Raw genomic sequence first — 20,239 nt, forward strand, 5'->3', positions numbered from 1 at the left:
GGCGGCGCGGCAAAGGCGCTATTGTAATGGAAAGCCCGGCGCGCAGACGCCTGGCTGCGACAAAGGACGATTTTGGTGTACCCTTCGGCCATGCCAAACCATGCCCCCAATGCTGCTCCGGCCATCGCCGTCGAGCCCGCCACCGACTTTGCTGCCGCCCGTTTCATCAAGGAAATCGGACGCGGCAAGGATGGTGCCCGCAGTCTCTCGCGCGAAGATGCGCAATTGATGTACCAGGCCATGCTCGATGGCCGCGTCAGCGACCTTGAGCTGGGCGCCATTCTCCTGGCCATGCGCATCAAGGGCGAATCGGTAGAAGAGATCGCCGGATTCCTGGCTGCCGCCGAAGCATCCTTCGTGCCGCTGCGCGCACCCAGCGGGCCATACGCGCCGGTCGTGCTGCCCAGCTATAACGGTTCGCGCAAGATGGCCAACCTCACGCCGCTGTTGTGCATGTTGCTGGTGCGCCGTGGCGTGCCGGTACTCATGCACGGGGTGACCCGCGATCCACAGCGCGTGACCAGCGCCGAGATATTCAGTGCACTGGATGTGCGCCATGCTACAAACGCGTCCGAGGCAGAAGCTTTGATGGCAGCGGGGCAACCTGCCTTTATCCCGATTGCCGCGTTGGCCCCGGCTATCGCCCGCCTGCTCGACATGCGCGCCCGACTGGGCGTGCGCAATTCTACCCACACCTTGGTAAAGATCATGCAACCGTTTGCGCAGCCGGCACTGCGCTTGACTTCATATACCCATCCAGAATACCTGGAGATGTTGACCGACTACTTCAGTCACTCCGCCCCGCATGAGCGCGGCGATGTCTTCCTGATGCGTGGCACCGAAGGGGAGACCGTGGCTAATGCGCGGCGCGCGCAACGCATCGATTGGTTCAGTCATGGTCAACGCACCGTGTTGGTGGAAAAGCAGAGTGTGGCCGAGGACTTGCCGGACCTGCCCGAGGGACGTGATGCGGCTACTACTGCGCAGTGGATTCGCGAAGTGCTGGAGGGGCGCCGTCCGGTGCCCGAGGCCATCGCCGAGCAAATCGAGCATTGCGTGGACGTAGCGGCTCGCATCGGCAAATAAATTTGCCTGCAGAGTGGATGTTTTGCCACAGCATCTCCTGTGCTGCGGGAAGCTGACGAATTGACAGTAAGTTCCGGGCGCAGCGATGTCGCATCGAAGGTCAGCGATGGTCAGTCAATCCTTGGGGAAAGTCGGGATGAAGCGACAGGGCGGTCGCGCGGGTAATTTCGGAACGAAGATCCCTGGGGCGCGGGATCGTGTTTCTGAGGGACAGGTAACTGGCTCAACGCCGAGGATAGCGTATCGGGTGCTTGTCGTCAGTTGCGCGCACGGCGTCGCGTGGTACTGGCCTTGGCGGCGGGACTACTCTTCTCGGGGACCTGGGTGGCGACCTGGGCGAAGGCGAAGATGACTTCCTTGACGATCTTGCGCTGCGGGGCCGGCAGGTTGATGAAGGCCTCGAAGGCTTCGCGCTCGCGGTAGCCGATGGCTTCTTCCCAGCGTGCGCGACGCTTGTCGATACGCTTGCCGATCTCTTCGCCGAAGCGCAGATGCTGAGGGGTGACGATGAGCCATTCGGCCAGCGTCTCCAGCTTGTCTTGCTTGGGCATGGACTCGCCCAGCAGCCAGCGGCGCACGCCATGCAGGGTCATCGGCTTGCCCCAGTAGCGCAAATTGAATTCCCTCTCCAGAACGGCGGGCTTGGGTTCGTATCCAGATTTTTCCATCGCAGCGCGTAGGCGCTTTGCGAATTTTTGATTGGCGGTTTCCATGTTTTCGAAGGTACTTTGACGTAACGCTTTCCGGGGTACGTTTGCATTTGGGGTGAGTTACGCAGCAAACGTGATTTATGCTCACTGGTTCGGAGAGTTGCGCCATCGGTCGCGCCGGGGCCATTGAAACATACCCGCAGGACAATACGGACTCGCATTTTCGGCAGATGGGAAAATGTGCATGTTCAGGCGCTCCGGAGCGATGGTTGATCAAGTGTGCAGGCGCTCATGGCGTGCGTGAACGCACGTGGATGTCAGGTCATCAGGCCACTTCGGGCAGGTCTTGGTGGGATGTCCGGATGCACTTGGTGCTGCATCGCTGGCCAGTAGAGAGGAGGGTAAAACGCCGATGATTGCCGCCCTTGCATTGTCGGTCCAGATGAGACCAACGTGCGTGGGTGGGGGGAATTTTATTTAGAACTTGTCTCCATCGAGAGACAACGAGACGGCGTGCTCCATGTGTGGCGCAGTGCGGTATTTTGGGCTGGAAGCGCGCTAGAATAGCGGGACCCCGAAGGGGGCGCATCAATATGGTGAATAAGACGCCAATATATTTCCCATTCTATGGGGACAAAATTTAGTTAGAAAATTCGCCTCTCATCCCATGGGGGAATGGCACTCAACCCGGGCTTTTCGGGCGGGAAGACAAAGCAGCACGCTGGTAGAAACAAATCAAATAAATCACGAAGTCAGCAGCATCCCTGTGGTACGTTTTGGTTACGTAACTTTTTATTTTCCTGGAGTGGCTAAGTGGTCCTGATCGCACGGCACAGTATTGGCCTTGTGCTGGCACCATCAAGGTACGTTCCAGGATGGAACGCGGCGACCCGTTGAGAGGCAACGGAAGATCGACTGACGTCTTGCTGAATGCTGCGCCAGGTGTGGCGTCTTTCCAGCCAGGACGGAACGGCCGCGATACCGAGCAGGCGTGATGTCCTGCGGGCTCCCAGCGATCGCCCGCATGGATTGTGCGCATCCGAGCCCAGGTTCGACCATGTCAGCTTCCTTTCATTTCCTGCTGTTGGCCTTTGCTTTGCTGGTAGCCAGTCTGTCGGCTTATGCGGCGCTGGAGGTGTCCGAGCGCATCGTGCTGCAGGACAGCCAGCATCGGCGGCTTTGGTTAGCCATCGGTGCGGCCGTGTTCGGGGTGGGCGTGTGGGGTGCCATGCTGTTGACGGTGGCGGCGCTGGATTTGACTACGGCCCTCGCCTTCGATGCCCGGCTGGTGATGCTGGCACTGCTGCTGTGTTTGGGCAGCGCCTTCTACCTGATGCACCTGACCGGGATACGGCGCCCGCTCCCGCTGCACTTGCTCATCGGCGGACTAAGCATCGGTGCCGCCTTCAATGCCGCCTTCCATATCGTCCTCAAGTCCATGCTGCTGGACCCGCCGCTGGTCTATCAGGTTCCCCTGCTGCTGGTGGCGCTGGTGGTCACCGAGATAGTGGCCGTGTTCATCGTCACGCTCTTTTCGGCCAGCAACGGGCGCAAGCCCATGACCGGCTCGCTCAATTCGCAGCAGGCGCGGCGCGTGCTGGCGGCACTGCTGGTGGGCGCCGGCCTGGTGTCATCCGCGGTGGCCGGCCTGCGCGCGCTGCTCATCGATCCGCAGGCGCACAGCGGGATGTCGGGGGGCATTACACGCGAGCACCTGGTCAATGGCCTGGTGTTCCTGGCGTTTCTGGCGATGGCCCTGGCGCTGGTGGTCAGCGGCGCGCAGCGCAACCAGGTACTCAAGAAGATCGTCGGCCGGACCAATGACAAGCTGTTGCATTTTGCCACCCATGATGTGTTGACCGGCCTACCCAACCGCGTCCTGCTGACCGACCGCATCCAGCACGCCATCGAAGTGGCGCGTCGCAATGGCAAGCCTTTTGCGGTGCTGTTCATGGACCTGGATGGCTTCAAGGCGATCAATGACTCGCTCGGTCATGCCGTGGGGGACGGTCTGTTGGTGGCGGTGGCGCAGCGTATCCGTGCCTGCGTGCGCGGCGAGGACATGGTGGCGCGCATCGGCGGCGATGAATTCGTGGTGGTGATGGGCAATCTTTCCACCCCTGTGGTGGTGGAACAATTGTCGGAAAACATCCTGATGGCGTTGCGCCAGGATTTCCAGGTGGACGACGCCACCCTGTGCGTGACCTCCAGCATCGGCATCGCGGTCTATCCCAATAGCGGCGAGACGGTCGATATGTTGATGAAGAATGCCGACGCCGCCATGTACGAAGCCAAGCAGAGCGGGCGTAATACCTATCGTTTCTTCGAGCCGGCCATGCACGCCAGCGCCATGCGTCATCTGCAGGTGCGGCAGGCCTTGCAGCAGGCCATCGCGGAGCAGCAGTTCCGCTTGCACTTCCAGCCCAAGTATCACGGCGCCAGCAAGGAGCTGACCGGCGTGGAAGCCTTGCTGCGCTGGCGTCATCCAGATCTGGGCGAGATGACCCCGTCCGAATTCATTCCCATTGCCGAACGCTCTGGCCAGATCCTGCCCATCGGTGATTGGGTGTTGCACGCGGTATGTACGCAGATCGCCCGCTGGGATGCGGCTGGGATGAAGCCGGTAAAAGTAGCCTTGAACCTGTCGCCGCTACAGATGCGCACGGATCTGGTGGAGAGTATTCTCAAGATGGTGGGGGCGACGGGCATCGCGCCACAGCGGCTGATGTTCGAGATCACCGAGACGGCGGCGATGAAGGATGTGGAACGTACCACGCAGGTGGTGCGCGAGCTGCAATCGCTGGGCTTCGACATTGCCATTGATGACTTCGGTACCGGCTATTCCAGCCTGGCTTATCTGGCGCAATTCCACTGTCGGCAGGTCAAGATCGATCGTTTCTTCACCTCGCGGCTGGACCAGGAAGATCATTCGGGGCGCGCCATCGTGGCCGCCATCATTGCACTGGCCCATGCCTTGCAGATGGAAGTGGTGGCCGAGGGGGTGGAAACCGAAGGGCAACTGCGCGAATTGCAGTTGCTGCACTGTGACCAGGTCCAGGGGTTCCTGTTGGGGCGACCGGCCGAAGCACCGACGGTCCCCGGCCTGATCGATGCCAGCAACGACGATCTGTTCGCTGCCGGCGGCCAGCTCAAACGTTGAGTTCGCCGCGCGCTGCACGTTGCTGGATCACGCGCAGATAGGCCAGCAGGCCCACCGCCACCAGCCCGAGGCTGACGCTATTGGCTGCCCAGAATCCGACCGGGCCGTGCAGGGCGGCCGGTGCCATGCCCAGCGGATCCAGACCAAGCACATAGCCGCCACCCAGCCCCACACCCCACAACGTGACTGCGTAGATCACGGTGGGCACCACCGCGACCTTGTAGGCACGCAGCACGAAGGCGGTGGTCACCTGCATCGAATCGAAGAGCTGGTAGAAGGCGATGTAGAGGAACAGCGGCAGTGCGGCACCGAGAATGACTGGATCGGGCGTGTAGGCATGAATGATGTGTACGCGCATGAACCACACGATCACGCCCATCACCGCCGACAGCGACACCGCCAGCCGGATTCCGGCGCGGCCGATCTTCCTGGCTTCGGCCATGTTGGCCCCGCCAATGGCTTGCGCCACCAGGGTGCTGGTAGCGCTGGCGATGGACAGCGGCAGCATGTAGAGCACGGTACCGACATTGCCGGCAATCTGGTGCCCGGCCACCGGTACCGCACCCAGGCGAGCGATAAAGACGGCCATGAGCGTGAAGGCGGTGACCTCGATGAAGTAGGACATGCCAATCGGAATGCCCAGCAGCAACAGGTTGCGCTGGATCTTCCACGAGGGAGCCACGAAACCGGTGCCGAACAGCTTGAGCGGACGATACAGCGGCAGGCGTGCCACCAGTAGCCAGGCGGCCAGCATCATCAGCCAGGCGATGACGGTGGTGGCAATGGCGCAGCCAGGACCGCCGAAGGCAGGCAAGCCCAGGCCACCAAAGATCAGCAGGGCATTCAGGGGCAGCTTGAGTGCCAATCCGCCAACCTGCAGCGCCATGACCATCTTGGGGCGCGCCATGGCTGTATTGAGCGATGAATAGACGCGGAACAATAGCGTCGCCGGCAGGGCCAGTGCTTCGATGCGCAGATACAGCGTGGCCTTGCCCACCAGTTCCGGCGAGGCCTTGGCAAAGGCGAGCAAAAGCGGGGCGAACATCAGCACCAGCGACCCGACGATGGACAGCAGCACGGCCAGCCACATGCCCTGCTTGACCTCGTTGCCAATCTCATCCAGGCGTCCGGCGCCGAACAGTTGACCGATGGTCGGCTGCAATGCCTGCAGCACGCCCGACAATCCCACGAAGACGCTGATGTAGATCGACACGCCCAACGCTAGCGCCCCCAGGTCCAGCGCCGAGAAGCGCGAGACCATCACGGTATCGATGACGCCATTGGCGATGATGGCCAGTTGGCCGATCAACAGCGGCCAGGCCAGCCGCGCTATGCGGCCGACGTGGTGGCGGGAGGAGAGGGCGGGCAGTTCTTTTGTCACGCAGGAAGAGAGGCTTTCAACGAGGAGGCCGGTGCGTCATCAACGACCGGCACGGCGATAGAGGCGGAAGCGTTCGTCGCGGTCCGAGGGGCGGCGGCCTTCCCACACCATGCGCCAGTTGCCAGGGTATTGGCGCAGCATGAGGGAAGCGTCCTGATTGCTGATGTCATCTTGCAGCAGCAGGTAGTCGCAGCCTTGCTCGTGCTCATCGGCAAAGCGCACGTTGCCGAAGTAGGCGAAGGAGGCGCGCTGGGCCGGGCCCACATTGGTCTGCACGCATTGCTTGACCGAGCCCAGCTTGGATTCGATCTGTTCGGCCACGCCCGCATAGCTCTTGCCGTAGTTGACCCAGGGTAGCCACAGCGTCATCAGCAACACCCAGCACAGGATCACGCCGCCTGACGACAGCACCACGGCGCGCCACAGCACCGAGGGCCGGCGCGAGATGCGCCAGTGCACCACCACGATCCAGGCGACGGTGGCGGCCACGGCGATGGCTAGCGATATCCACTCGAAGCCGGGTTTGAAGCCGGGCGCAAGCTTGTAGGCATTGCGCGCTATCTTTGTCGGCCAGCCGGTTTCCTTGGCGATCCAGCCGATCCAGATGAAGGCGGCCGAGGTCGTCAGGGTCATCACCGAGAACCAGTCCACTGCATTGATGGCGCCGCGTTTCATGGTCGGCAGACCGAAGGCGGCCAGGATGGCCAGCGCCGGCAGCAGTGGCAGCAACATGCCTTCTTCGCGATGGACGTTGATGAGCACCAGCAAGGTAATGGGAATGAGGAAGGCCAGCGGCAGCGCGATATGCAGCGAACCCAACTGGCGCCGCCAGGCATACAGCGCCCAGCCGGCGAAGGGCCACGCAGGCCAGGCGAACCAGACACCATACTTGCCCAGGAAGGCCAGGGTGGATAGCGTGGGGCGGTTCAACTGGTAGATGTTCCAGCTCATCCACAGGTCGAACTGGCTGGCCGCCTCGCTCGGCGCCCATTGGTGTAGCGCCAGTATCCAGGCAGCGCTGATGAACAAGCTCAATGGCAGCGCCAGCAGCAGTAACAGGCCCAGTGCCCGCAAGTCCTTGCGCAAGGCCGCCAATACCAGCAAGGCGATCAGCACGCCGGCGGGCAGCAGCCAGCCATAGGTCAGCACCAACATGCCCAGTGCCAGGCCCAGCCAGATGCCATGGCGCAGCTTGCCGGCATCGAAGACGCGCACCGCGCCAAACATGGCATAGGCCACCAGGGCGATCTGCAGCGTCTTGGGGCTGGTCTCGTGGCTGTGCAAGAGTAGGCCCAGGAAACCGAGATAGATCAGGAAGGCGCCATCGGCCAGCGTGCGGCCGAAGTCCTTGGGTTCGGGCTGGCCGCCGAAGGCCAGCTTGAGCGGCTGTGCTTCAGGGCGGCGGCCCAGCAAATAGGTGGTGTACCAGATCGACAGCGAGCCCACCAGGAAGCAACCGATGGTGGACACGCGTGCGGCCAGCGGATCGCCCAGCAGCCAGCCCAAGAGTCGGATGCAGATCGCCCCGAACCAGTAGGCCAGCGGGCTTTCGGCCGGCAGCGGCAAACCTGCCACGTTGGGCGTGAGCCAGTCGGCCAGGGTGCCGTGGGCCATGGTCCACATGATGCCGAAGCTGGTGGCATCCTCGTTCTTCCAGGGATCGCGGCCGATCAGACCCGGCAGGATATACAGGAGGGCGAGCGCGAGCAGGGCCATGCGCGGAAGCGCATTGGTGGCTGCGGCTGGAAGACGGACTGGCTTCATCAAGATGTTGTTGCTCTTGTTCTGTACTGCGAGGTTGGGTGGTGCGCTGGCCGGACGGGTCTTGGCTGCGCTGTCGCCGTGGGATTCGGTGACTAGTATTTTTTTGCAGGCCCTATTGTGCAGGAAATCGCAGTAAATAGTTGTTTCTGTCTGCTACATGGTGGTGCACGCCGTGCCGATCCACCACGGACGACCAAAACAAAAAAGGCAGCCTGAGCTGCCTTTTTTGAGGGAAGTACAGATTACGCCTTCGAGACAGCGGTCTTCGAACCAACGGAACCGAACTTCTGGCGGAACTTCTCGACGCGGCCAGCGGTGTCGACGATCTTGTGCTTGCCGGTGTAGAACGGGTGCGATTCGGAGGACACTTCGATCTTCACCAGGGGATATTGCTTGCCTTCGAATTCAGCAGTTTCGCGGGTGCCGATGGTCGAGCGGGTGACGAACTTGAAGTCGTTCGACATGTCGTGGAACAGGACTTCGCGGTAATCCGGGTGGATGCCTTCTTTCATGATTGCCTCAAGAGTAGTTTGGTAGCCAATCGCCACTTCGTCGGTCGCCTTGCTTCTTGACCCGATTGATGATCACTTGCCGGTTTGGAAAAGTCCGAAATTATACAGTGGAATCAGGGGCTTGGGTCAAGGCGGACCACTGGCCGCAGGCCGTCGACGTGGTTTTTCAGTTGAAAATACGTCGCTATTGTTGCTGTCAGATCAATAAAAAACGGCATGTCCGGTGAAGGACATGCCGTTTCCTGATCTTGCCAGCAGCGATGCTTAGTTACCGCGACGCATCATGTCGAAGAACTCGGCGTTGTTCTTGGTGGACTTCATCTTGTCGAGGATGAATTCCATCGCCTCGATTTCATCCATGTCGTACATCAGCTTGCGCAGCACCCAGATCTTCTGCAACTGGTCTGGCTTGATCAGCAGCTCTTCACGGCGGGTGCCGGACTTGGAGAGGTTGATGGCGGGGTACACACGCTTTTCGGCCAGGCGGCGTTCCAGGTGCACTTCCATGTTGCCGGTGCCCTTGAATTCTTCGTAGATCACGTCATCCATGCGCGAACCGGTTTCGATCAGGGCGGTGGCGATGATGGTCAGCGAGCCGCCTTCTTCGACGTTACGGGCGGCACCGAAGAAACGCTTCGGGCGTTGCAGCGCGTTGGCGTCCACACCACCGGTCAACACCTTGCCGGAGGCCGGGATCACGGTGTTGTAGGCGCGCGCCAGACGGGTGATCGAGTCCAGCAGGATGACCACGTCCTTCTTCATTTCAACCAGGCGCTTGGCCTTTTCCAGCACCATCTCGGCGACCTGCACGTGACGGGTGGCCGGTTCGTCGAAGGTGGAGGCGACCACTTCGCCGCGCACCGAGCGCTGCATTTCGGTCACTTCTTCCGGACGTTCGTCGATGAGCAGCACGATCATCACGGTGTCTGGATGATTGGTGGTGATGGCGTGGGCGATGTGTTGCAGCATCACCGACTTGCCCGACTTGGGCGAGGCCACCAGCAGGCCGCGCTGGCCGCGGCCGACCGGGGCGATCAGGTCGATGATGCGGCCGGTGATGTTTTCCTCGCCGCGCATGTCGCGCTCCAGCTGCAATAGCTTGTTGGGGTGCAGCGGCGTGAGGTTTTCAAACAGGATGCGGTGCTTGGAGGCTTCCGGCGGTTCGCCGTTGACCTTGTCGACCTTGACCAGGGCGAAATAGCGCTCGCCATCCTTGGGCGTGCGCACTTCACCTTCGATGGAGTCGCCGGTATGCAGGTTGAAACGGCGGATCTGCGAAGGCGAGATGTAGATGTCGTCGGTGGACGCCATGTAGCTGGCGTCGGGCGAGCGCAGGAAGCCGAAGCCGTCAGGCAACACTTCGAGGGCGCCATCGCCAAAAATCTGTTCTCCTGATTTTGCGCGCTTCTTCAGGATGGCAAACATCAGCTCCTGTTTGCGCAGGCGCGCAGCATTCTCGATGTCCAGGCTGATTGCCATTTCCAGCAAGGCAGAGACGTGCATCGCTTTTAGTTCTGATAAGTGCATATGAGTGTCCCGGGACGGGATAAGTAAAGGTGGGGGAGGGAGTTGCGTGGTGTGGATCTGGATACAGCCGGGCATCGTGTGCCGGGCGGACGGCAGCGCGAGCGCGCCGCCGTCGGATGTTACATCAGAATCAGATGTTGCTGTCGATGAACGAGACCAATTGGCCCTTGGCCAGTGCGCCAACCTTTTGGGCGGCGGCAGCGCCGTTCTTGAACAGGATCAGGGTCGGGATACCGCGGATGCCGAACTTGGCCGGGATGGCCTGGTTGGAGTCCACGTCCAGCTTGGCGATCTGCAGCTTGCCGTCGTATTCCTTGGCGACTTCTTCCAGGATCGGGGCGATGGCCTTGCAGGGACCGCACCATTCGGCCCAGAAATCGACCAGCACGGGCTTGTCGGACTTGAGCACATCGGCTTCGAAGGAGGCGTCGGTAATATGTTTGATATGTTCGCTCATGGCTTTCCTCGGTGTGAGGCAGTGGTGTAATTAGTCAATCAGCGCCGGTGGACACATACCATCATGCCTGGCGTGAGCCATCAACGCTTCCGGAGTTGCTAGGTCTACGTGGAGTCGTTGCGCGCCGATTCAAGTTGTTTTGAAGCGCGGCAGAGGTAGGCGGCGGGATACAGGGGCAATCATAACCCATTTTTGGGGAAAGTGTAGACACGCGCTCGGAGCGTTGTTGTCTGCCGTCCTCATCGCAGTCGATGGGCTTGCAAGCGAGGCCTGGCGCGGCTTCGTGGCTGGCGCGGCGCAGCGAAATACACTCCGGCGAGCCCCTGCTGGCATACAATGCGCAGCAATTGGCGTGGCTGCCCGATTGAAAAAATCTGTTGAGGCAAGAGAAAAATACAATCAGGACAGTGTCTGGCCGGCCTTTGTGGCCACCCTCGCCGCCCATCTCCGCTATCCTCTACCGTCGTCATGGAACCCTGAGAACGTATGCAGCTTGCCACCGTACCGATCCCGCCCACCCCCGATTTCTGGCAGCAAGCCGTGCGGGTCCTGTTGCGCGAAGGCCAACCGCTGGGCCAGGCCTTGCAGGGGCAGGGTGAGGCTGCGCTGGATTTCTCGGGAGTGCAATTGATGGTGCCGGCGTTTTCCCACGCGCAGAACTTCAAGGCCGCACTGGCGCGCCAGTTGCGCCGCCCCTACATCGCGCCGCGCATCAATACGCTCTCGGGCCTGTTGGCCATGCAGGCACCCGGCGAGACTGCCCCGCCCTCGGAGAGCGAACGGCTCATGCAGCTCTACGCGCAACTGCGCGAACATGGCTGGTTGAAGAAAATGTTTTCCGCACGTCGCAATGCCGACCTGCTGCCGCTGGCGCATACCCTGCTGGCCCTGTCAGATGAGTTGACGCTGGCGCTGCTGCCCGAGATCCGCGCCAGCGCAAGCGGGCAAGAGGCTGCCGTGGGTCGCTGGGCACAGGCACTGGCGCAATTGCTGGAACCGTTGGCACCTTCGGCGCACGGCATGTTGTCCGACGAAGCGGCCTTGGTATGGCAGGTCTGGAAGACCCAGTTGGATGCCAACGACCGCATCGTGCAACGTTTCGACGCCATGCTGGCCCTGGCCGAGCAGGCCAGCCTGCCGCTGGTCTGGGTCAGCCCCACCGAGCCGGAGCCGCTGGAGGCCGCCTTCCTGGCGGCCTATGCCCAACGCCAGCCGGTGCGCATCGTCACGCTGGACTGGAGCCGTCCTGCGATCGCACCCTTGCACCCCATCTATCTGTCGGCATGGGAAGAACTGGTGCGCGACGATGAGGGCATTGCTGCGGCGGATGCCGACAACGTCCGCACCGTCACCACCGACGTCACGCTGCCCTTGCTGTGCCCGGCCGATGACCTGGAAAACGCCGCCGTACAGAGCGCGCAGATCGTGCTGCGCTGGCTGGGCGAAGGCAAGAACGACATCGCCATCGTGGCCCAGGACCGCGTCACCGCCCGTCGCCTGCGCGCATTGCTGGAGCGCGCCGAAGTGGCCGTGGCCGATGAGACTGGTTGGAAACTCTCCACCACCCGCGCCGCCGCCGCGCTGGCCGCCTGGAACGACCTGGTCTCGGCCCGTGGTGAAACCAATGCGCTGCTGGATCTGCTGAAGTCGCCCTTCGTCTTTCCCGATGACCATGCGCGCAGCGAACGTGTCATGCGCATCGAAACCCGTCTGCGCCGCACCAACATCGCCGGCGACTGGCAAGCCCTGCAATCGGCATTTGCCGAGGCTGGGCAGGCCGATGAGCTGGCCTGCATCATCATGCTGGCCAAGCAGGCGGCGCGCTTTACCGGCCGCAAGACCCTGGCGCAATGGTGTGAAACGCAGCGCGGCCTGTGCCGCGCACTGGGCATGGAAGCTGCGCTGCGTGCCGATGGCGCGGGTGAGCAATGCCTGTTGATGTTGGATGACATCGCTGCCGAGCAGGGGGGATTGTCGGACACCTTTTCCTTCGCCGAGTGGCGCGCATTGCTGAACCTGCGTCTTGATGCCACTTCCTACATGCCGCCCATCAAGGATAGGCGAGTGGTAATGCTACCTCTGAACGGCGCGCGCCTGCGTCGTTTCGACGCGGTGCTGGTGATCGGCGCCGATGCGGCACACCTGCCCTCGCCGCCGCAGGAAACGCTGTTCTTCTCCAATGCCGTGCGGCGCGAACTGAACCTGACCACGCGCGCGGTACGTCAGCGCCAGCAATTGCGCGACCTGACCGAATTGCTGTGCGTGAACCCGGAAGTGGTGCTGTGCTGGCAGACCCACCAGGATGGCGAACCCAATCCGGTCAGCCCCTGGATAGAGCGCCTGGAACTGAAGCTGGCGCAGCAGGGGGCAGCACCGCTGCGCCGCGTGGTCCTGCCGCCACCGGTCAAGCAACTGCGGGCGCAGCCCTCGTCCATGCCTGCGCCTGCCGCTCCTGATTTGTTGCCGGCGTCGCTGTCGGCCAGCGGCTTCGGCAGTTTTCTGGCTTGCCCCTATCAATTCTTTGCCCAGCGCATGTTGCGTGTGGCGGTCATGGATGAATTGTCGGACACGCCCGAGAAGCGCGACTACGGCAGTTGGCTGCATGAAATCCTGTACCGCTATCACGCGCACCTGCGCGATCAGGACACCCCCTTGCCGGCGCGCGCGCCGCTATTGGCGCAACTCTCGGAAGAAGTCTTCCAGCGCGAGATGCAGCGTCATCCCGCCGCGCTGGCCTTTCATGCGCGCTGGCAGAAGGTGATGCCGGCCTACCTGCTGTGGGCCAACGAACGCGAGGCCGAGGGCTGGCGTTTCGCCTTCGGTGAACAGGCGCAGTCGCAGGCCTTGCGCTGGGAAGATGGTGGCATCGAGCTCTACGGCCGACTGGATCGGGTCGATCACAACGACCATGGCGAGCGCGCCCTGCTCGACTACAAGACCCGCACTGCCGCCAACCTCAGACAAAAGGTCAAGGAAGAAGACGACCATCAACTGGCCTTCTATGGTCTGTTGGCCGGCGGCGATGTGCAACACGCCCATTACGTTGCCCTCGAACTGGGCCCCGACAAGAAGACCGGCGACGCCGCCGCACCCGATTTCGCACGCAAACAGAAGATGCTCCAGCAACAGATCACCACCACCATGCAAGCCGTGGCCCACGGCGCGGCGCTGCCGGCCAACGGCATCGAATCGGTCTGCCAGTATTGCGAGATGCGCGGCCTGTGCCGCAAGGGAGCCTGGCTGTGAGCGCCGCCGAGCAGCAGCCGGCCGCCTACGAGGTCAATGGCAAACCGGTCGCGGCAGAGGTCTTCACGCGTGAGGCCTGCGACCCGCGCCACTCGGTGGTGGTCGAAGCCTGCGCCGGCAGTGGCAAGACCTGGCTGCTGGTGGCGCGCATGTTGCGCTTGCTGCTCTCCGGCGCCCAGGCCCCGGAACTGCTGGCCATCACCTTCACCCGCAAGGCCGCGCAGGAAATGCGCGAACGTCTGCTTGAACTGTTGCATGAGCTGGCGTTGGCCGATGAGCACCACGCGGCCAGCCTGCTGCGCGAACGCGGCGTGGCCGAGGCGGATCTGCCGCGCTTGCTGCCGCTGGCACGCGGGCTGTATGAACGCATCCTGTCGTCCGAACAGAGCCTGTCCATCGACACCTTCCATAGCTGGTTTGCACGCCTGCTACAGATCGCACCGCTGGCGTCGGGTGTACCGCATGGCTATACCCTGACCGAGAAGAATGGCGAATTGCTGGAGGAAGCCTATCGCCGCTTCATGCAGACGCTGCGCGAACCCGAGGGGGCAATCGTCAAGGCCGCGCTGCTCGAACTGTATGAATTGGTCGGCGACTTCAACACGCGCCAGTTGCTGGACGCCTTCATCGACAAGCGCGCCGAATGGTGGGCTGCCACGCAGGACGATGGCGAGGAGGCCGAACCTTCACCCCTGTGCTGGCTGGAAGCACTGTGCGGCGACGACGCCCGGCGCGATGCCCGCCTGGCGCTGTGGGACGATGCCCCCTTGGTCGCACGCGCCAGCCAGGTCGCCGTGCTGCTGGGGCAGGGCGGCAGTCTCAACAAGAACCGCGCCGTGGCCATCGAATCGGCGCTCACGGCCGGCCCGGCACTGGAACATTTCGATGCGCTCTACAGCCAGTTCTTCGACGACAAGGACAAGCCGCGCAAGAACGGCAAGGTCAAGTCCCTGTTGGCGGCATTGACCCAGCATTTCGCCGCCAGTGACGAAGCCGCGCTGGCCGCCTTCGAGGACGAATTCAATGCCATCGGCGAGGCCCTGCGCAAGCTGCAGGGACGCAGCAAGGAAAAGCTGGTGCTGCAACTGAACCGTGCGCTCTTTGCTGCCGGTCGCGCCTATCTGGACTGCTACCAGGAAGTGAAGTCCGAACAGCGCGTGCTGGACTTCGCCGACCTCGAATGGCAAGCCTATCGCCTGCTCAAGGACGACGCCAGCGCCGCCTATCTGCAGACCCGCCTGGATGCGCGCTACAAGCACATCCTGCTGGACGAATTCCAGGACACCAACCCGCTGCAATGGTGCATCGTGCGCTGCTGGCTCGATGCCTATGGCGGCGACGCGGCCCAGCCCAGCGTCTTCGTGGTGGGCGACCCCAAGCAATCGATTTATCGCTTCCGCCGCGCCGAGCCCCGCGTCTTCGTGGCCGCGCGCGAACTGCTGCGCAGCCAGGGGGCGGCCATCCTGCGCGCCAACCAGACGCGCCGCAATGCCAGTGCCGTGGTCAATGTCCTCAATCGTTCATTTATCAGGGGCGGCAATCCGCTGTTCGCCCAGCAGACCACGCTGGGCCTTGCTGGAGGCGAGGTGTGGCGGCTGCCGCTGGTGCGGCAAGAGGAAGGTGAAGAAAACGTCACCCGCCCTGAAACCGACGCAGAATCGGCCTCTGCGGCTGCCTCCTCGGCCGCGTCAGAGGGAGAGCAGGACATCATTGCCTGGCGCAATCCGCTGACCACACCGCGCGGCGAGGAAGAAGATGCGCGCCGCCTGCTGGAAGGGCAAGCGCTGGCGCAGGCCTTGCTCAAAGCCTATCGCGAGGTGCCGGTCATCACCGGCAAGTCCGAGCGTGCCATGCGTTGGGGCGACATCATGCTGCTGGTGCGCAAGCGCACACATCTGGCCGCGTATGAAAGCGCCCTGCGCGCCGCCGGCATTCCCTTCATCTCCGACAAGCGCGGCGGCCTCTTGGAGTCGCTGGAAATCGCCGACCTGATTGCGCTGCTGACCTTCCTCATCACGCCCAACGACACGCGGGCACTGGCGCACGTGTTGAAGAGCCCGATCATCGGGGCCGCCGACGACGACCTGGTGCAGATCGCCCGCCGTGCCGCGCACGCCGAGGGCGGCCACTGGTGGCAGCACCTGCAGGCCATGCAGCAGGAAGGCGCCGCCTCGGGCGCGCTGGTGCGCGCAGTCACGCTGCTGCAACGCTGGTTGCAGGCCGCACCACACCTGCCGGTGCATGACCTGCTGGATCGCATTCTGCATCAGGGCGAACTGGTGGCGCGCTATGCCCAGAATGCCTCGCCGCTCACGCGTAGCCAGACCCTGGGCAACATCGCCGCCTTCGTCGAGTTGTCGCTGAACATGGACGCCGGGCGCTATCCCAGCCTGCCCAAGTTCATCGATGCGCTGCGCGTGCTGCAGCGGACCTCGGGTGGTGATGCGCCCGATGAGGCTAGCGTGGACGCCAGCGCCGATGCGGTGCGCATCCTCACCGTACACAGCGCCAAGGGACTGGAAGCCCCGGTAGTGGCCATCCTGGACGCCAATCACAGCGATTCGGTGGAAGACAACCTGGGCATTCTTTGCGCCTGGCCGCAGGACCAGGATGCGCCCACGCACTTCTCCGCCTTTGGACGCCGCAGCGAACGCGGCAGTGCGCGTGAAGAATTGTTCGAGCAAGAAGATCAGTTGCGCACGCAGGAAGACTGGAACCTGCTGTATGTCGCTGTCACCCGCGCCAAGCAGTTGCTGCTGGTATCCGGGGTGGCCGGAAAACGCGGCACAGGGGAGGGCGGGGTGGTCGAAGGCAGTTGGTATCAACGGCTGTTTGCCAGCGACGCGCCGGTGCGCGAGATCGGCGAGGAGGCGGTACAGGGCGCCGACGTGGCTGCGGTCGAAGAGGTTTTCAGCTTGTCCTTGTTCGATCCCCGGCCGCAGCCGATGTTGCTCTTCGGTGCGGCCGATGGCGAGCAGGAGCAAACGCCTCCAGCCATTGCCGACGATGGCACTCTGGTCAGCAACGAGGCCATCGATGAAGGCGTGGCCTTGCACGCCTTGCTGGAGCGCCTCACCCACGCTAATGCCTGGCCTCTGACGCTGCCTGCGCCGCCCACGCTGGTGCGCTGGCTGGGCATATCGGCCGAGATGGCGCAGGTGGTCCATGCCCAGGCACGCGTGGTGCTGGCGCAGCCGCAACTGGAGCGCTTCTTCAACCCGGCACTGCATCGCTGGGCGCGCAACGAGATGGAAATCGTCACGCCGGCTGGTGTCTTGCGGCTCGATCGCGTGGTCATGTTCGAGGAAGAAGTCTGGGTGCTCGATTACAAGCGTCGCCTGCTCGATAGCGAGCGCGCCGAGTATGCGGCGCAACTGGCACGCTATCGCAGCGCACTCGTGTCGGTCTTTTCTGACAAGCGAATCAGGTCTGCGCTGATTACCGCTGACGGCGTGCTGACTGAACATTGAGGCTCCCCCAACTACCTTCATGAGCTCCATGCGCTTCGGATAAGTTCCGCAAATTCAATAAACATCAGATCAGGAAGTTTAGATTTTCCGTTGTAAGATAAAAAAACTTACTCGCGTAGAGCAAGAGTGATATCTTCGGTTTTCCGGTTTTTTCGATCAGTCGTTTTTTATAAGTTTTATCGGAAATGCCGGGTCCGGTCTCACCGGGCAGCCATGCATCGCCAACTCGATCAGTTGCCCACGCTCACGTGATCCACGCCGGCCTCCTGCATGGCCGCGTGGTATCAAGAACCTAATCGTTACAGGAGGAGATATGGAGTGGGCTCTTCCGTCTTTCACCCTCGCACAGACGCTGCAATGGAATGCCTTGCTGGTATTTGGCGGCTTGCTGCTGTTCGGGCTGATCGCGGGCTACGTTGTTTCCAAGTCCCCATGGGTGCCGCGCATCACGGGTTATCTGCTGGTCGGTTTCCTGCTGGGAGCGGGCGGCTTCAATCTGCTTTCCGGTGAAGTCCTCAAGGTCACCAACATCTTCGCCGACATCGCCGTGGCGCTGGTGGTCTATCAACTGGGCCGCTACGTCGATATCGGCTGGCTGCGTCGCGAAAAATGGCTGCTGATCACCGTGGCCGTCTCGGCCGTGCTGTGTTTTGGTTTTGTCAGCATTGCCCTGACCTGGTTCGGGACCGATTCGGTGCTGGCCTTGCTGGGTGGTGTGATGGCCATTGCCACCGCGCCCGCCGTGGTGCTGGTGGTACTGCGCGACCTCAAGGCCGAAGGCCAGGTCACGCGTCGCCTTGCGGCCATGACGGCGCTCAACAACTTCGTGGCCGTTCTGGCCGCCTATGCCTTGTTGCCGGTGATCGCGCATGAGGCCGGGACGCCGGTCTGGACGCTGATCCAGCACACCCTTTATTCGCTGGTCGGTTCGGCCATCCTGGCCTATCTCACCTACTGGCTGATGATGCCGCTGGCGCGCCTGCTGGGCCGCGAGAACAGTTCGCAGTTCGTGCTGGTGATCTCGGTGATCGCGCTGGCCATTGGCGTGGCCCATGCGCTGCATTTGCCGGTGATGCTGACCATGCTGATCTTCGCCATCCTCTCCAAGAACCTGGATCGTCAGTTCGACCTGATGGAGCTGGAGTTCGGCGTGGCCAATGAATTGTTCGTGGTCATGCTGTTCGTTACCGTGGGCGCTTCGATGAAGCTGTCGGACCTGAGTCTGTTGGGCTACTCGGTGCTGATCCTGATTGCGGCGCGCTTCCTGGCGATGGGGCTGGGCATCTTCCTGTTTGCCCGCTTTGCGCGCATGAACTGGCGTCAGGCCGGGTTGCTCACGCTGGGTACTTTGCCCATGACCGAGATCGGCGTGGGGCTGATGCAAACGGTCTCTTCGCTGTATCCGCACACCACGGCCAATGTCGTGCCGCTGCTGGCGGGCAGCATGGTGGTCCTGGAATTCCTGGGGCCGGTGGCAACCCAGTTTGCCTTGATCAAATCTGGAGAGAGTGGACGCGAATGAATACCGAGACACTGATCCGCACTGAACATGACGCCCCCAGCAGTCAGGCCCATGTGGTCGGCTCGCAGGAGAGCGCGGGCATGTTGCCGTTCGGTTCTTCCACGCCCTTTACCATGGGTATCGAGCTGGAACTGCAACTGGTCAATCGCCGCAACTACAACCTGGCCAGCGATGCGGTCGATCTGCTGAACTGGATCGAGCCGCGCGATCTGCAAAAGCAGATCAAGCTGGAAATGACGCAGGGCATGATCGAGCTCAATTCGGGCATCCATACCCGCGTCGATGAATTGATCGAAGAGTTGAAGGGCTTGCGCGCGGCCTTGAACAAGGGGGCGCAATATCTCAACATTGATGTCTCCGGTGGTGGCGCGCATCCCTTCCAGCACTGGAACGAACAGCGTATCACGCCCAGCGAGCGCTTCCATTATCTGCACGAGAAATACGGCTACCTGGCCAAGACCTTCACGGTCTTCGGGCAGCACATCCATATCGGCGTGGAGAATGGTGATGATGCGCTGTATCTCACACATGGCTTCTCGCGCTATGTGCCGCATTTCATCGCGCTGTCGGCGGCCTCGCCCTTCTATCAGGGGGCCGATACCAAGTTCGATTCCTCGCGCAGCAACGTGGTGCGTGCCTTCCCGCTGTCGGGCACGGCGCCGGTGCATACCAAGTGGGCCGAATTCGAGACCTACTACGATGAATTGCATCAGATGGGCATCATCGCCAGCATGAAGGATTTCTATTGGGACATCCGCCCCAAGCCCGAATACGGCACGGTGGAAATCCGCGTCTGCGATACTCCCCTGACCATCGAACACGCCGCGCACCTGGGCGCTTATGCCCAATTGCTGGCGCGCTGGATCCTGACCGAGCGGCCCTTCGTGGTGAGTGACGATTTCTACCTGCTGTATCAATACAATCGCTTCGAGGCCAGCCGTTTCGGCTTGAATGGGCAGTTGGCGCTGCATGGTGCCACGCCCTCGCAATCGCGCAAGCTTCCCATCTATGAACATCTGTTACAGCAACTGCAGTTGCTGGAACCCTATGTGGCCAACGAGGCCGAGCGGCAGACCATCCTGCGCCTGCGCCGTATTGCGCATGACCGCCTCTCCGACGCCAGTTGGTTGCGCCAGATGTTTGCACAGCGCGGTTCGCTTAACGACATGATGCGGCTATCCTCGGAATTGTGGATGGGGGTGGAGCCGCCGCCGTATTTCCAATAAACGATTTAAATGATATAAATTGTTTATGAATTATGTTGGGCGACAGTGCAGTTGAGGCACCTGGCATCCCGGGTGATTGCAGAGCACGCGGGATGATGGGAGGAAGAAGGCCAGGGGCCGGTATCGCAAGATGCTGGCCCCTTGTCTTTGGGGCGTTGTTGCATGGCCCTTGTCTTCCGGGGGCGGGATCGCCGACAATCACGGCTTTGAAGCGGCCTCGGGCTGCACCGAAATGCGT

The 20,239-nt window shown here is 62.0% G+C and carries 12 protein-coding genes; 6 read left to right on the plus strand and 6 right to left on the minus strand.

Features of this window, described 5'->3' with window-relative positions; all coding sequences use genetic code 11:
- The first annotated feature begins 90 nt into the window (after window positions 1-90).
- Complete coding sequence (gene ybiB, locus RC54_RS03715) at window positions 91-1,086, plus strand: DNA-binding protein YbiB (RefSeq protein WP_058894299.1); 996 nt, start codon at window positions 91-93, stop codon at window positions 1,084-1,086.
- 257 nt (window positions 1,087-1,343) lie between these two features.
- On the opposite strand, the gene RC54_RS03720 is transcribed toward ybiB, so the two are convergent.
- Window positions 1,344-1,799 carry a hypothetical protein gene (locus RC54_RS03720; RefSeq protein ID WP_058894300.1) on the minus strand — a complete coding sequence of 152 codons (456 nt, stop codon included), beginning with the start codon at window positions 1,797-1,799 and terminating at the stop codon, window positions 1,344-1,346.
- A 994-nt stretch (window positions 1,800-2,793) separates the two neighbouring features.
- On the opposite strand from RC54_RS03720, the gene RC54_RS03725 reads away from it, so the two are divergent.
- A complete protein-coding gene (locus RC54_RS03725; protein WP_061789290.1) occupies window positions 2,794-4,896 on the plus strand; it encodes a putative bifunctional diguanylate cyclase/phosphodiesterase in 2,103 nt (700 codons plus the stop codon).
- Here RC54_RS03725 and RC54_RS03730 read toward each other — a convergent pair.
- The 5 genes from RC54_RS03730 to trxA all read right to left on the minus strand — a co-directional run bounded on the left by RC54_RS03730 (window position 4,886) and on the right by trxA (window position 10,537).
- On the minus strand, window positions 4,886-6,277 hold the full coding sequence (locus RC54_RS03730) for an MATE family efflux transporter (RefSeq protein WP_058894302.1): 1,392 nt from the start codon (window positions 6,275-6,277) through the stop codon (window positions 4,886-4,888). The genes RC54_RS03725 and RC54_RS03730 overlap by 11 nt on opposite strands.
- Before the next feature lie 39 nt (window positions 6,278-6,316).
- Window positions 6,317-8,041: an ArnT family glycosyltransferase gene (locus RC54_RS03735; RefSeq protein ID WP_058894303.1), complete on the minus strand. Its 1,725-nt coding sequence runs from the start codon at window positions 8,039-8,041 to the stop codon at window positions 6,317-6,319.
- A gap of 242 nt (window positions 8,042-8,283) precedes the next feature.
- Window positions 8,284-8,553, minus strand: a complete 270-nt coding sequence (locus RC54_RS03740; protein ID WP_017451417.1) for a type B 50S ribosomal protein L31 — start codon at window positions 8,551-8,553, stop codon at window positions 8,284-8,286.
- Between the two features lie 264 nt (window positions 8,554-8,817).
- The gene (gene rho / locus RC54_RS03745; protein ID WP_008325783.1) at window positions 8,818-10,080 is read right to left on the minus strand and encodes a transcription termination factor Rho; all 1,263 of its coding nucleotides are present in this window, start codon (window positions 10,078-10,080) and stop codon (window positions 8,818-8,820) included.
- A 130-nt stretch (window positions 10,081-10,210) separates the two neighbouring features.
- Entirely contained in the window at window positions 10,211-10,537 is a 327-nt protein-coding gene (gene trxA, locus RC54_RS03750) for a thioredoxin TrxA (RefSeq protein WP_006462943.1), read from the minus strand.
- A gap of 486 nt (window positions 10,538-11,023) precedes the next feature.
- On the opposite strand from trxA, the gene RC54_RS03755 reads away from it, so the two are divergent.
- From RC54_RS03755 to RC54_RS03770, 4 genes are all read left to right on the plus strand, one after another.
- A complete protein-coding gene (locus RC54_RS03755; protein ID WP_061789289.1) occupies window positions 11,024-13,783 on the plus strand; it encodes a PD-(D/E)XK nuclease family protein in 2,760 nt (919 codons plus the stop codon).
- The gene (locus RC54_RS03760; RefSeq protein ID WP_244216436.1) at window positions 13,780-17,253 is read left to right on the plus strand and encodes a UvrD-helicase domain-containing protein; all 3,474 of its coding nucleotides are present in this window, start codon (window positions 13,780-13,782) and stop codon (window positions 17,251-17,253) included. The genes RC54_RS03755 and RC54_RS03760 overlap by 4 nt, the downstream gene beginning before the upstream one ends.
- A gap of 313 nt (window positions 17,254-17,566) precedes the next feature.
- Window positions 17,567-18,775, plus strand: coding sequence for a cation:proton antiporter (locus RC54_RS03765; protein ID WP_017451413.1), 1,209 nt, complete (start codon window positions 17,567-17,569; stop codon window positions 18,773-18,775).
- Entirely contained in the window at window positions 18,772-20,001 is a 1,230-nt protein-coding gene (locus RC54_RS03770; RefSeq protein WP_061789287.1) for a YbdK family carboxylate-amine ligase, read from the plus strand. The genes RC54_RS03765 and RC54_RS03770 overlap by 4 nt, the downstream gene beginning before the upstream one ends.
- The last annotated feature ends 238 nt before the right edge of the window (window positions 20,002-20,239 follow it).

Origin of the sequence: Herbaspirillum rubrisubalbicans (assembly GCF_003719195.1) — a bacterium.
In the GTDB taxonomy this organism is placed as follows: domain Bacteria; phylum Pseudomonadota; class Gammaproteobacteria; order Burkholderiales; family Burkholderiaceae_D; genus Herbaspirillum; species Herbaspirillum rubrisubalbicans.